Annotated in this window: 13 protein-coding genes, 1 pseudogene and 1 riboswitch; of the genes and pseudogenes, 1 reads left to right on the top strand and 13 read right to left on the bottom strand. The window is 31.8% G+C overall.

What is annotated here, in order from left to right:
• Positions 1–58: 58 nt before the first annotated feature.
• The 12 genes from JCM14822_RS15955 to JCM14822_RS15895 form a co-directional block, all read right to left on the bottom strand.
• On the bottom strand, positions 59–1,693 hold the full coding sequence (locus JCM14822_RS15955) for a class I adenylate-forming enzyme family protein (RefSeq protein ID WP_054743328.1): 1,635 nt from the start codon (positions 1,691–1,693) through the stop codon (positions 59–61).
• Between the two features lie 151 nt (positions 1,694–1,844).
• Positions 1,845–2,063 (bottom strand): hypothetical protein, encoded by a 219-nt coding sequence (locus tag JCM14822_RS15950; RefSeq protein WP_054743327.1) that lies wholly within the window; start codon positions 2,061–2,063, stop codon positions 1,845–1,847.
• 78 nt (positions 2,064–2,141) lie between these two features.
• A complete protein-coding gene (locus tag JCM14822_RS15945; RefSeq protein ID WP_054743325.1) occupies positions 2,142–2,414 on the bottom strand; it encodes a hypothetical protein in 273 nt (90 codons plus the stop codon).
• Between the two features lie 548 nt (positions 2,415–2,962).
• Positions 2,963–4,219, bottom strand: a complete 1,257-nt coding sequence (locus JCM14822_RS15935) for an NCS2 family permease (protein WP_278287237.1) — start codon at positions 4,217–4,219, stop codon at positions 2,963–2,965.
• A 57-nt stretch (positions 4,220–4,276) separates the two neighbouring features.
• Positions 4,277–4,378: riboswitch (purine riboswitch) on the bottom strand.
• 158 nt (positions 4,379–4,536) lie between these two features.
• On the bottom strand, positions 4,537–4,737 hold the full coding sequence (locus tag JCM14822_RS15930) for a hypothetical protein (protein ID WP_054743322.1): 201 nt from the start codon (positions 4,735–4,737) through the stop codon (positions 4,537–4,539).
• Positions 4,738–4,833: 96 nt separating this feature from the next.
• Positions 4,834–5,997, bottom strand: coding sequence for a flagellin lysine-N-methylase (gene fliB, locus JCM14822_RS15925; protein ID WP_054743321.1), 1,164 nt, complete (start codon positions 5,995–5,997; stop codon positions 4,834–4,836).
• A 1-nt stretch (position 5,998) separates the two neighbouring features.
• On the bottom strand, positions 5,999–6,268 hold the full coding sequence (locus tag JCM14822_RS15920) for a hypothetical protein (protein WP_054743319.1): 270 nt from the start codon (positions 6,266–6,268) through the stop codon (positions 5,999–6,001).
• Positions 6,269–6,522: 254 nt separating this feature from the next.
• The gene (locus JCM14822_RS15915) at positions 6,523–7,893 is read right to left on the bottom strand and encodes an MATE family efflux transporter (protein ID WP_054743317.1); all 1,371 of its coding nucleotides are present in this window, start codon (positions 7,891–7,893) and stop codon (positions 6,523–6,525) included.
• 90 nt (positions 7,894–7,983) lie between these two features.
• Entirely contained in the window at positions 7,984–9,336 is a 1,353-nt protein-coding gene (locus JCM14822_RS15910) for an MATE family efflux transporter (protein WP_054743315.1), read from the bottom strand.
• A 480-nt stretch (positions 9,337–9,816) separates the two neighbouring features.
• Positions 9,817–10,317 (bottom strand): GNAT family N-acetyltransferase, encoded by a 501-nt coding sequence (locus JCM14822_RS15905; protein WP_054743313.1) that lies wholly within the window; start codon positions 10,315–10,317, stop codon positions 9,817–9,819.
• 22 nt (positions 10,318–10,339) lie between these two features.
• A complete protein-coding gene (locus tag JCM14822_RS15900; RefSeq protein ID WP_054743311.1) occupies positions 10,340–10,681 on the bottom strand; it encodes an arsenate reductase family protein in 342 nt (113 codons plus the stop codon).
• A gap of 152 nt (positions 10,682–10,833) precedes the next feature.
• A complete protein-coding gene (locus JCM14822_RS15895) occupies positions 10,834–11,070 on the bottom strand; it encodes a hypothetical protein (protein WP_054743309.1) in 237 nt (78 codons plus the stop codon).
• Positions 11,071–11,239: 169 nt separating this feature from the next.
• Between JCM14822_RS15895 and JCM14822_RS19585 the strand changes: the two genes are divergently transcribed.
• Positions 11,240–12,076: a L,D-transpeptidase family protein gene (locus tag JCM14822_RS19585; RefSeq protein ID WP_242861538.1), complete on the top strand. Its 837-nt coding sequence runs from the start codon at positions 11,240–11,242 to the stop codon at positions 12,074–12,076.
• Positions 12,077–12,836: 760 nt separating this feature from the next.
• On the opposite strand, the pseudogene JCM14822_RS15885 reads toward JCM14822_RS19585, so the two are convergent.
• Positions 12,837–14,731: pseudogene (locus JCM14822_RS15885) on the bottom strand (fructose-1,6-bisphosphatase).
• Positions 14,732–14,827: the final 96 nt, after the last annotated feature.

Here is a 14,827-nt window from a genome sequence, read left to right as displayed (position 1 = left end):
TTATATTTAATTAAAAATAATACTGGCTGTAAATAGCAATTTACAGCCAGTATTATTTTTATCCTCTATTTTGTGCTTCCACAAGATTCTCTGTACAGAACATTTTTCTAAGTGTATTTTTTTCAATCTTCCCTGTAGGATTTCTTGGGATATCTTCAAAGAATACTTTTCTTGGTCTCTTATAACGAGGAAGCTTCATGCAAAATTCATTAACTTCATATTCTGTTAAGCTATATCCTGGTTTAATTTCAATAACTGCTGCTGCAATCTCTCCAAGTCGTTTATCTGGAAGTCCAATAACAGCCACATCATGTACAGCCTCATTTGTACGAATGAAATCTTCAATTTGCACTGGATATAAGTTTTCGCCACCACTGATAATGACATCTTTCTTACGATCTACAAGTAAAATGAAGCCATCTTCATCTTCCTGTGCCATATCTCCAGTAAAAAGCCAACCATCTTTTAATACTTCCTTAGTCGCCTTTTCATTACGATAATAACAAGTCATTACAGCAGGCCCCTTTACTATAAGTTCTCCTACTTCTCCTTGTTTTACCTTTTCGCCTTTTTCATCTACAATCTTGACTTCCCATCCATATCCTACCTTACCTATTTTCCCTACCTTATGGACATTTTCTACTCCTAAATGTACACAGCCTGGTCCAATAGCTTCACTTAATCCGTAGTTTGTATCGTATTGATTATGAGGGAAATATTCCAACCACTTATTAATTAGACTTGGTGGTACAGGTTGTGCACCAATGTGCATTAGACGCCACTGAGCAAGCTCATAATCTTCAAGCTTTAAATCACCTTTATCCAATGATTCTAATATATCTTGTACCCAAGGAACTAATAAGAATACAATTGAACACTTTTCTTCTGATACTGCTTGGAGAATAAATTTAGGTTTTGCACTACGAAGTAATACGCCTTTTCCTCCTGAAATCAAACTGCCAAACCAATGCATTTTAGCCCCTGTATGGTACAAAGGAGCAATACATAAAAACACATCTTCTTTTGTTTGCTTATGATGTTTTTGTTCTACTATCGCTGAATGCATAAGACTTCTATGCTTATGTAAAATTGCTTTAGGAAAGCCTGTTGTACCTGATGAAAAATAAATTGCTGCATCATCATCATCTGTTAATTTAATATCAGGTGTTTTACTTGAACAGTTTGCTGTAAGCGAAACATAATCTTCTGCAAAGGTCGGACAATTTGTCCCCACATAAAATAATAATCTATTTTTACTAATCTCATCAGCAATCTCTTCTACACGTCCAATAAATTCAGGACCAAATACCAAAATATCTACTTCTGCAAGCTCTACACAATATTTAATCTCATCTGATGCATATCTAAAGTTAAATGGTACTACTAATGCCCCTGTTTTTAAAATACCAAAATAAATTGGAAGCCACTCTAAACAATTCATTAATAATATCCCAACTTTATCTCCCTTTTCAATTCCTCTTTCTAATAGTAAGTTTGCAAAGCGGTTTGCTTTTTCATTAAATACATGCCATGAAATTTCTCTACGGTAATGTGTCATTGGATTAGGTTCCATTAATTCGTACTCTTTCCATGTTACACGTCTTTTTTCTTTTACCTCTGGATTAATTTCTACAAGACTAACATCATTCCCATACTGCATACTATTGCGTTCTAAAAGTTCTGTGATAGGCATATTGATTTCCCTTTCTTGTTTTCAAAATCTTTTACAATAGTTTACACTTTATTTAGATATTCATCAATATTTTTATTATTATTAATTATTAATTAATATAATTTCATTTTATATATACTCAACTTTCCCAGCAATTATTTTTTAATAAAGCCTATATAAATGACGTTTGAGACAGTATCCTCTCATCTACTTTACCTTTTATACATTCTGTGATATCTGATGGCAAAGCTAAAATGTGCTCAACAAATAAACCCATAAAGCTTTGTAATGCAGTTTCATAAGTACGACTTTGAAATTCACTACCTAGCTTTAAAAATGATTTTGATGATTTGCCATTATAGACATAACACTGTTTAAGTTGCTTTACCATATAATAACATCAATGCCTAATATTGGTATATTTTTAATCATAGGCTCAGTAGTGAACAATGTGTCCATAAGCACATAATCAACTTTGATACCTGAGTCTAAAGCGTTTTTTGATTAAAAGAATAGCAGCATCTGTTTTAGGTGTCATACTTGCTAAACGTGCTTTGTAGGCATTTGTTCGATGATCAGTATGCTCACTGATTTCTTGATAACAATTGCTTTTTACTGCAGAAGAAATCATGTTTAAACCTTTTGGGATAAATCTATATCCGTCAGACCAATCAAGTGTAAGTAAGGTGAATCCTTTTTGATATTTATGTTCTACATGATCATAAACACGTGCAAGCAGCAAAAGAAATCTACTCCAGTTGTAAGATGTTTGATTCAAAAAGCGATAGTAAGTATTTTTTTAATCAGCTTGATCTTTATATTTAGAATGCAAAAAACGAAATAGATTTTTCCTTGAAATACTAATAGAAGTACGAATCGAAATACTTCAAATGCAGATATGCCATATGATTTTGTAATGTTGGGCTTTCGAAGTAGTTTTGCAATCTGAAGTTCATTAATTGCAGCAAAAAGTGTATTTTTAGTATGGTCATTTAGATTATCTTGATTTATCATAAGATTAACACCTCTTTTTAATGTATTCGATGTGGCAATCTTATAATATCAAAAATGAGGTGCTATTTTAATGTCAATAAATCAATTAAAGTATAAAAAAGCCTAAATATTTAAGTATCCTCAACAACTATGTTGGTGGGAAAGTTGATATATATCCATAAACAAAATAAAAATGGCCATAAAACCTATACCCTAATACACGTTTTATAGCCATTTATATACATTCTTCATTTTACTTCATAAAATACAATATAAATAATCCTGCAAGTCCATACATTACTGGATGCACTTTTTATATTCACCTTTGAAAATCATAAGTGCAACATAAGTTAAGAAACCACATGCAATTCCTTCCCCTATGCTATAAGTAAGTGGCATTAAAATGATTGTTAAAAATGCAGCTATCGCCACTTCACTTTTATCCCATGCAATATCCTTTAATGCACTGCACATCATTGAACCAACAATAATTAAAGCTGGTGCTGTCACAGCTGATGTAATCACTGTTAATAATGGTGAAAAAATCATTGATACAAGAAATAAGAATGCTACTACCACACTTGAAAATCCTGTTTTAGCACCTACTGAAATACCTGATAAAGATTCTAAATAAGAAGTTGTATTGGTTGTTCCAAGCATAGCTCCAATACAGGTTGCTACAGAATCGGCCAAAAGTGCTTTTGAGCCATTTTCAATAGTCCCATCTTCTTTTACGAGTCCAGCCTTTGTACCTACTGCTACTAATGTACCTGCTGTATCAAAGAAATCCATAAATAAAAATGTAAAGATAACTACAAGCATAGATGGTGTAAATACATCTTTAATGTGTAAAATCGCTACACCAAAAGTTGGCATAATAGATGGTGGTATAGCAATCACATTAGTAGGTACATCTATAATCCCTAAAATCATTCCTAAAATCGTTGTAATTACAATCCCTAAAAAGATTCCGATTTTAACATTTCTTACTAATAAAGCAGCTATTACTAATACACCACAGATAGCTAATAATACACTTGGATCTTTTAAATTTCCTAAAGCTACAATAGTAGATGGGCTTGCTACAACAATGCCTGCATTTTTGAGTCCAATAAATGCAATATATAAACCAATACCTGCTGATACAGCAAATTTAAGATCTTTTGGAATAGCCTTAATAATAAGGGCACGTAATCCTGTTATTGAAATAAGAATAAAAATAAGTCCTGATGTTAATACGCCTGCAAGGGCTGTTTCCCATGATATTCCCATGCCTAAGCATACACTATAAGTAAAGAATGCATTGACACCAATCCCTGGTGCTAAAGCTAGTGGAAACTTAGCAAAGGCACCCATAATAAATGAGCCAATTGCTGCTGCTAATGCTGTTGCCACAAAAACACTGCCTTCTGGCATACCCGTTTGTGCCAATACGTTTGGAATTAAAAATAGGCAATACGCCATAGTTAAGAAAGTAGTTAAAGCTCCTATAATTTCTGTCTTAAAGCTTGTCCTTTTTTTGTCAAATTCAAAGTAAGTTTTTATTTTGTCCATCATTATGCCTCCATGTTTATCATGACCGTATAATGAGTTTCTGATATGTAAATATAGTCTTGCCTCTATGCATATCGTAGTCAAATCATTTAGGGTGACTTGGTAGAAACTGTTGAACCTTATTATCAACTTTATACGATGTCCGTTTTTTTATGTTAATCATCTTAACTTATATTTTGTTATTTGTCCACTATTATTTTTTGTTGTTTTTATACAATGTTATATTTTTATAAAATATAACCAATAAAATATTCTATTCATTTCAAAAAATAAGGTAGTACAAAATAATCACTCATTTTGTACTACCTTATTTGCCACTATAAGATGCCTAGAATAAACATAATGAGGCCTATACCTATTAAGCTTATACCAGCTATTTTAACACCCTTTATGCAGTTTACGTTTATCTCTTCTTCTCTTATTTTCCATTCTGGCAATCTATAACAAGCCGCCTCAGGAAACTTATAATTAAATATATCTACCACCATAAAAACAATTCCTGCTAAAATACCCATCATAAGATTGCCTCTCCTCATTATGCCTTTTAAATATAGCGGCTTTATTACATTAAAAAAATGTATAATATAATGTAATAAAATGAAATATTATAAAAATCAAATTTCACCATTTCCTAAAACGAGTGCCATATAGCCCCATTCCCAAATAGCATCTTCAAAGCTATTTTCCATATATTCTCTAATATCTTCATGATCATACCCTGTTACTCTAGCCACAATCATCAGATAATCACGTACCATATCATATGTTAACTGACTACTTCCTTCTTTAAGCCATTTTAAGAAAATTGCTTGTTTCACAGAAACATATTCCATAGCAATCCATTCAAATGCTACTACTAAATCTTCTAGTGAAGACTTTGGCATGAGGCTATTTCCAAAGATTTCAGAGACTAAATAGTTTTGCATAAGATTTTCATACTTTCTAAACTCTGTTTCGAACACTTCATTGAGTTCTAAAATCTCATCATCTGAATATTCATCTTCTAATACTTCAGCAAGCTCAGAAATTCCTTCTAAATACTCTGTATAGAAACCATTTTTACGGTAATTTTCTACTACATCTAAAAATAATTCATTACGTTCAATAGCACTTTCAATAGGGTCAAATGGCATATTACGAATCGCCATAACTAATTCTTCCAAATATGCTTTTGTCTTACAGCTTGCAACATACGTTGTTGTTAATTTCTTTTGTCTCATTAAATCTAAAAGTACATAAAAAGTAATCATCATACGCTCTGGAAGTGTATAATCTTCTTCTAACACAACTTCAAGCATAAGACTTCTAACAGCATATAATGTATCCTCTTCATTCGCCTCTTTTCCAATAAAACTAATAGTTTCTTTGTTTTCATACATTATATCAATAACTACAGGACAGCATGCATCTAATGAATATTCCTTGCGTCCTTCAAATTCATTAATTTGTCTAGGGAAAGTCGTACAAGTATCTGCTAAATAATCTTCCCCTTTTTGAGAAACAATTCTACAAAGCTTTTTACCATCTAAAAATGGGCATTGTTTATCTTTCTTATAAGCAATAATAAACCCATCTCCATCTGACTCTAAACAACTGCATAACTTAACTTCTGGTAGGCTTTCTTCATCATTTTTAATAGGCGCAAGTGTTACACCTTCCCATTTATTCAATGTTTCTTCATCTACACTAATACGCCATTCTTGACAACAGTTAAAAGAGCATTTATTTGCTATGCAGCGAAATTTATCATAGTAATTGATTTTAATTTCTTGATTCATCTTATAACCATTCCTCGTCGCCACCAGTGATTGCAAGACTTAAAAGTTTATCCCATTTTTCAATTTCTTCTTCTCCTTCAAGTACTCTTTGAAGTCTAGCTACTGCAACCCCTTCTTCCATAACTTCATCTGGTCCAATTTCAGGATCGAAGTCTTTTTCACAGTATGGGCAGTCAATTGTTTCTTGTAATTGAAGTGATAAGAAACGTTCTCCACACTCTTCACATTCATAATAACCACATTTTTTAGTGCCATCTGGTACATAGTACATAATTTCAATTCCTTCTTTCTGTATATTCTAAAGTCTAATTATACTCTATATCCTCATTAGTATACTGTATTTATCTTTTTTAATAAATTATTTTCGCATATAAAAAAGGACCATTCAAAAATCAATTTTGTCATGGTCCTTTTTCCTATTTAATTACTTTATAAACTTTTATATATTTAATATCAAGGTCTTCATCTACGCCTATTTCACTTTCAAATCCAATCTTCTGTAAGTTTACAAAAATAGTATTTTCATTAATGATTAACTACTCTCCCTAAATGTTTTAAATCAAAAGCCACCATACCTACTGATACAGCTGCTGCAATAAAATCAGCAATTGGACCTGCATACATGATTCCATTAATGCCCATATATAATGGGAAGATTAAAATAAGAGGCAGTAAGAAAAGAAGTTGTCTTGTAAGAGATAAGAAAATCCCTTTTCTTGGTTTGCCAATAGCAGTAAAGAAAGTGGAAGTAATAGGCTGAATAAAGTTAAGGAAAGTAAAGAATAAGAAAATCCTAAAATATCTAACCCCAAATTGATAATACTCAGTTGAGCCTGATCCAAACAATCCAACAATTTGTCTAGGGATTATTTGGAATAAAGCACAGGCAATGACAGATACTGCAAGTCCACACTTCATAGCCAAATAATACACACTTTTTACGCGGTCATACTTTTTAGCCCCATAGTTAAAGCTGGCAATAGGTTGTACCCCCTGTGAAAGTCCAATAACAATAGAGAAATAAACTTGATTAACTTTCGTAATAATACCTACGCAAGCAAGTGGAATCGATGCGCCATAAGCTGATAACGCCCCATAGTAAGTAAGTGACTTATTCATTACAACTTGTACAATCATCATAGCCAATTGATTAAACGCTGAAGATGCTCCTAAGGCCATATTTCTTTTAACATATTGCCATTTTGGCACTAGATGCTTCTTCTCAATCCTTACTGTTTTATAACGACGCAAATATCTAAAAGCAAGGTAACTTGAACTAATTTGTCCAATAATAGTAGCAAGTCCTGCACCAGCCATTCCCCACTTAAATCCAAAGATAAAAATAGGGTCTAATATCGTATTAATGACTGCACCCACTAAGTTGCAAAGCATTGCATATCTTGGGCTGCCATCTGCACGAATCAAATGTCCTCCACCAGTTGCAAAGATTAGAAATGGAAAACCAAATGAAATAATGCGTGTATAATTACTGGCATATACAAGTACATTCTCTGGTGATCCAAAAAACTTTAAGAGCGGTGTTAAAAAAATCTGTACAAAAAGGCATAAAAGGACACCACAACTAAACAGTAATGTGGCTGCATTACCTACATAATAAATCGCTCTTTCTCTATCTCCTGCACCTAATGTTAAGTTAAAAGCAGCTGCACCACCTATACCAAATAAAAGTGCAGTGGCAATACAGGATGTACTTAAAGGAAAGGTCACATTAGTCGCTGCATTTCCTAATTCACCAATGCTTCTACCTATAAAAAACTGATCAACAATGTTATAAAGCGCACTTACTAACATTGCAATGATACTAGGCACTGCAAACTGTTGTAATAATTTTTTAATAGGCTTTACACCTAAGAGATTTGTATTTTTATTCTCCATTTATCGTTCTCCATTGTATTTATAAATCTTTTTTAAATAGTGTTCCATACTATATTAGCTCTTATGCATAGTCTATTACTCTACAATCTACTACACTCTTAAATTCTTTTCTCGTACTTTCTTTGTATAAATTATAAAATAAGTTAAATTAATTAAAATACCAAATAAAGTCGCTGTAGGTGCAGCTAAACCAATATGCGTCAAACTAGCATGAGGTCTAATACTCATAAAATATGACATTGGTAGCCTCACAATAAAAGACTGTGCGATTCCTTGTAACATTACAAATAAAGTTTCACTATGACCATTAAAATAACCCATAAAACTAAATAAAACACAAGTAATAATTGCTTCTAAGCTAAAACCTTTTAAATAAGCTGCGGCTTGAAATACTACATTTGAATCATTGGTGAATAACTGTGCAAGTAAATCGCCTCTTAAGAAGGTTAAAACCGTAATAACAACGCCTATACTTGCCCCTATAACCATACCCGTTGTCATAGCTTCTCTAGCACGTCTTTCTTTACCTGCTCCTACATTTTGAGCCACAAAGGATGACATAGATTGCATCAATGAACCTGGCACTAACATTACGAAGCCTACAATCTTATTGGCAATTCCATACCCAGATGAAGCCTCTAGCCCTAAATGATTAATAAATGCACATAATGCTAAGAATGAAATATTTGTTAAAATTTCCTGAAAAGCAATAGGTGCCCCTATCTTTAAAAAATGTCCTATTTCTTCATTAAAACAAATATCTTTAAAGCTCATCTTAAATGGCAGATTTTGTCTCTTGATAATAATAAGTGATAAAACCACGCTTATTGCCTGAGCCATAACTGTAGCTAATGCTGCCCCTGCTACATTCATATGGCATCCTGCTACAAATACTAAGTCTCCAACAATATTGGCAACGCAGGCAATAGACACAAATATAAGTGGTAATCTTGAATTTCCCATTCCTCTAAAAATACTACTAATCATGTTATATGTAATAATAAATATAATACCGCCTCCACATATGCGTACATATAACACCGTAAGGTCTAAAGCTTCTTTTGGTGCTTGCATCAGCTGCGCTAATGGCCTTGCAAAAGTTAGCATAATAATAGACACAACTACTGCAATTGCTGTAAATAAGCAGATTGCACCACCTATGACCTTTCCAATCTTTTCTTCTCTTTTTTCTCCTATGTAACGTCCTATTAAAACTGTAATCCCCATGGATAAACCAGCTACTGTAAAAATAATCAAATTTACAATATTACTTCCTGTAGATACAGCTGAAATTCCTGCAGTTGTCCCATACCAACCTACAATTAAAATATCTACTGCACCATACATTGCTTGTAATATAAGTGCCCCTAATATAGGCACCATAAATGCAATCAATTTAGCTGCAATACTTCCAGTAGTAAAATCATTTGCCTTATCCTTCATGTATCTATCTTCCTCCTATTTGTTAAATGACAATTCAAACTAATCTTACACTACAAACCTTATTAATGGAATAACTTTTAACATGTCAAACCATTATACTTTTTTTATTTTCAATAGTGATATGATTTAAATAATATTATTAGTTTTTATTATCCATGGAAGGAGTTGTTTATATGTCAATTTTTTATTTTATACTTACTTTAATTAGTTCCTATATTTTAATTACTTTTCATCTATTAAATTTAACAAATTTAATTCTACCATTCAAATCTGCTACAAGTATTTTATTTTTAGTTACAGCTCTAGTAAGCTACAAAAAATACTAAAGAGCCAAAACTCTTTAGGCTGATATTCACAAGTTTAATTTTTTGTTTTTAATATGTTGATACTCAAAATCTAAGGAATAGTCTTGATGAATCACGCCTGCTAAGATTCCTTGTTTTACTTCACCACCACTATATTCTGCCCAAACCATATTAGTTACTTGATGGTAATTAAATATTGTAGCTTCAAGATTATTTTTTCCATTAATACTATTATATTTAGTAATAAATTTGCGGCCATTATACGTAAAAGGTCTACCCTTTTAAGTTGTTTTTCCATTATTTCATATACAAGCATGGTATGGTTATCACATTCTCTTTTACCATGCTTTTTTGTTTGATACCCTCGCTTTTCATAAAAAGTACTTGCTGGCAAAGAAGCATCTAATTCTACTTTCGTATAACGTTTACTAATTTCTGCTTCTAAAGCATTCATAATAAAAGTCCCATAGCCCTTACCTTGCTTTTCAGGTAATACATAGGCTCTTGTAATATGATTATTCTTGCAAGCCCCCGTTCCTACAATTTGTCCTTCATCTATAAAAATGCCAACATTTCCTTCGTTGATATCCCTCTTAACATTTTCTTTTTCTATTGCCTGCATTGTAATATTCGTTACAATCTGACTCTCTTCTAAATTAGCCTTTTTATATTCCACTTTATCTCCCCCTAAAATTAATCTACTCCCAATCCTTCCATACTTCTGGTACGTAGCCAATTGTAGCTTTTTTACCATTTCTCACAATAGGTGTAAACATAAGCTGTTGATTTTCAAATACACATTTTTCTTTGTTGATATTAGAAGCATATTGAATACGTGACATAGCTTCTTTATCTTTACATTTATCATTAATCATCTTATTGATGTCACCAATTGCTTGTTTTACACTATTAAATTCGCCCTGACTCATACCTTTTTCTTTCATATCAATAAATTGATACTTAATGCCGCGTTCCTTAAAGTAACGCTCTGCCTTTTTTGTATCAAAACATTTCTTAGTTCCAAAAATTTGTATATTCATATTTGTTATAGGCTATGTATACAGCCGTCTCCTTTATGTCATTTATACTCTATTATTATGTATATTATATAGATATATATTATATAAAATCATATATCCTATAAAATTATATATCCTATAAAATTATATTCTTTCATAAAACTATTAATTTCTTATCTTGCATAACCACATCCTGATGTTTGGCGATTGTTATTACCACCTCTTACATATGATGCATTAAATTCTTGTGTAAGCTCTGAGATTTCTTTTTCTCCATTAATATATGGTTCATAAAAATCATAACCAAATCTACCACCGTCTTCACAGCCAATTTCACTATATCCTAAAGCATCTTTTACGATTTGTTCTCTTTGCTCTCTTGTTGTATTTTTAATTAAAAGCTTTTCCATGATTATTATTCTCCTATAATTCTTTTATATTTTCTCTCATTATAACTCAAAGCACTGATAAATCAAACATCCATTCTTATATTTAAAAAGCTCTATCTATTCACTGATTTCTTCCATCTATCATAAAGTATTATTAAGACTATTTAAGAGGTGTACTATGCTAAAATATATGAGACAAACATCCAATACTAACTTCTATAAATATACACTAACTTCTACTTCTTTACTTGAAACTAAATCTCCTGATGCAGCTGTTCTTAGTATCATTCCTGCTAATAGCAGAGTTAAAGTCATTGATGCTGATGATGACTGGTACCAGGTTATTTATAATTACGAAACTGGTTTTGTCCCTACTGCGCATTTGTCTATTACAGAATATGCTTGGCAAAATACATTGCTTCATCCTTATCCAGATTCTCAAACTGTCCCTATTGCCACGATTCCAGCTAAATCCCATGTGCAAGTACTATCTGTTGTAAGAGACTGGAGCTATGTTATTTACAATACTCAAAAAGGCTATATCTTTACTTATTATTTAACAGATGATGGCAATCCACCAGAACCGTACAACTTCCAATATTTCGAAACAGATATGACCAGATTCGTCAATGAAAATAATATTAAAAGCCCCACTCCTTATCTTATTACCACCGATCTTACAAATAAACTGACTTATGTTTTTAATCATATTAATGGCCGCACTTGGAATCTTCTTTATCAATGGCCTTGCACTATAGGCAAGCCAAATACCCCAACAATCCGTGGTACTTTCTTTGTAAATGGCCGTAAACCTTATTTTGGTTCCGATTCCTATCGTGTGAAATATGCAACACGTATTTTAGAAAGTTATTATTACCATACTGTTTTATTTGACCCAGAAGGCAATACAATTATTAACGACACTTTAGGTGAAGCTTTAAGCCATGGTTGTATTCGTTTGGCTGTAGAAAACGCCCAATGGATTTATGATAATGTATTGGATACCACTGCTATTGTAATTAACTAATCTCTAAATAAGTAAATTCTTCTTTTCTATTTTTCAGCTTATAAGAAGCTTTAATCCTTATAAGCCCTACCCTTCAATTGACTCATCCTCATCTAACTATACCAATATAAAAAAAGACTTACGTCTCTTAAACTTGTATATCCCATATACAACGTTTCCAAGTACGTAAGTCTTCTTCTTATAAAACCCGGCTCATGCAATTTCTTTACACTACATAAGCCTTAATTGTCAATTGGCTCATCTCCAGAAGTCTTTTCTGCGTAAGCCTCTGAATCGTGAATGCTTTGGTTACTTTGATGATACATCTTCGTTTCCTCCTACATCCATATTGGTTTTACAGTAATAGTATGTCTCTTTAACCGTCTTTTATTCTGGTATATTTAACCATTTAAAATTACATTACTTTATTTCTTCATAGTTATCTATTAACCTCGTCTACCTTTAATTGAATTTCATGCAGTGATTTATAGCCTTTGCCTTTAATCTGATTATTTACTGTTTCTTCTTGTGTTATTACTTATTCTACCTCGTTGGCATAAATAGCAGCACCCCCACTAAACAAGCTGCTACACCATACTTAATACCCTTTTTTATTCAATAAACTCATTTTTAGTTCCCCTGACTAAATTTATTATTTTTTCTAAATACATAGTATATTTCGTAGATATACATTGGATATTCATAGCAAAAATGCCAAAACTACCCCTCTGTAGTTTTGGCATTCTAAACTCTTTATTATTTCTTTTTATTTCCAATTAGACTATAATATTTTGCTCTCTATTTCACCTTCACGATAAGCACGTAATAACTTTTCTAAGTCTACAATTTTATCACGAATTCTTTGCCCATTATCTGTATTTTTCACCATTACCCTAAATGATTCTGTTTCTACCATTTCAGAACTTGATTCAATATCTTTATTTTCTCTTAGGGCTTCATAAACACTTTCAAATGGTTGATGGGCTTTAAGTCTTAAACCATGTGAATTATAAATAAGCGTATATCCTGCTATTCCTGTAGTCTTATGATAATCTTTGCAGAAACCACCGTCTATAACCATAAGTTTCCCATTAGCTCTAATTGGCTTTTCACCATTTTCTAATTTAACTGGTGTATGACCATTAATAATATGTGACATAGGTGAATATAAGCCAAATTCTCTTAGAATCATATTACAAGTCTTCTCCATCTCATAATAATCATAATATGAATTTTTATCTTCTTTCCAAGATGATTCATCTGATATAAAAGTACGTTCAAAAGTTTTGATAGTACGACCAAATAACGGTGACTTTTTGCCACACCATAAATACCACATAAAATCCAAATCAGCTTTGCTTCCGCCACCAAAATAAGCTCTTCTAGCCACCTTTTCAGCAAAGTCAAAGTAATTTCTACCCTTATAAATTTTGCCACTAGTCTCTACCCCTTCAAAGTTACCACTTTCATCTAAAGGTACACAACCATGATATAAAAGATTATTATTATATTTTAAGTACATATTTCCTTTCTTATATAAGAATTCAATATGATCTCTTAATCTTTTACTATTTGAAAAAGCAGCTTTTAATTCTTCCATAATTTCAATTTCTTCAACTGATAATTCATATGGATTTTCCTCATTAAGGGTTGGAAAGTCTGTATCATTTAAATCATACTTTTTGCCTTCTATTTCAATAATGCCCTTTTCTAAGTCCATTTTGTGTAAGAGCAATCTATCATCCATTTGATATTCTGAATGTCTTTTAATGATTTGCCCCTCTAATTTAAATAAAATAACAGAAATTGCTTTAAATGCTGCATCCATAGCTTCATTATTTTTATAAGTTTTCTCTGCAAATAAAGCTAAGTTTCTTAAACTAATTCCATAACCACTTTCTAAAATCATCATATTGTTATAACGAATATTGTTGCGGATAACATTGGCAATACATGCCTTATTTCCAGCTACAGCCCCCATCCATAAAATATCATGATTTCCCCATTGAATATCTAATGAATGATAGTTTATTAATAAATCCATGATTTTATCTGCATAAGGTCCTCTATCATAAATATCCCCTACTATATGTAAATGGTCTACAGCTAATCTTTTAATGAGTGCTGCTAACGCAATAATAAATTCATCTGCACTATCAATTTGAATAATTGTATTTAATATTTCTTCATGATATCTAACCTGATTATCATCTTCATCCTTTTGTACATGTAATAATTCATCAATAACATAGGAAAAGTCCTTGGGCATAGCTTCCTTACCTTAGAACGTGTATATTTAGAAGAAAGCATCTTAGCAATCTCAATAAGTTCTGTTAGAATCATACGATACCAATCTGGCGTCATATCATAAGTTTGTTCTTGTTTAATAAGTTCTAACTTTTCTTTAGGATAATAAATGAGTGTACAAATTTCTTGACGCTCCGTATCACTTAATTTTTCACCAAATAAATTATCTACCTTTTCTCTAATAACCCCTGAACAGTTATTTAATATATGGCAAAAGGCTTCATATTCCCCATGAATATCGCTCATAAAATGCTCTGTCCCTTTAGGTAAGTTTAAAATTGCATTTAAATTAATAATCTCTCTACATACAGCTTGAATTGATGGGTATTTCTCTGCTAGAAGCTGTAAATATTTTCTTTCTTCTGTCATTATAATCACCTGTCTTCCGCTTATATCAAAAAAATAATCATTTATTAGTCCACTATATCATACTCACAAAAAAATCTAAACACCCCTTATTAATCC

Source organism: Cellulosilyticum ruminicola JCM 14822 (assembly GCF_001311925.1).
GTDB classification, from domain to species: domain Bacteria; phylum Bacillota; class Clostridia; order Lachnospirales; family Cellulosilyticaceae; genus Cellulosilyticum; species Cellulosilyticum ruminicola.
Note: the sequence above shows the minus strand (reverse complement) of the source record. Positions and strands in the feature narration are given on the sequence as shown.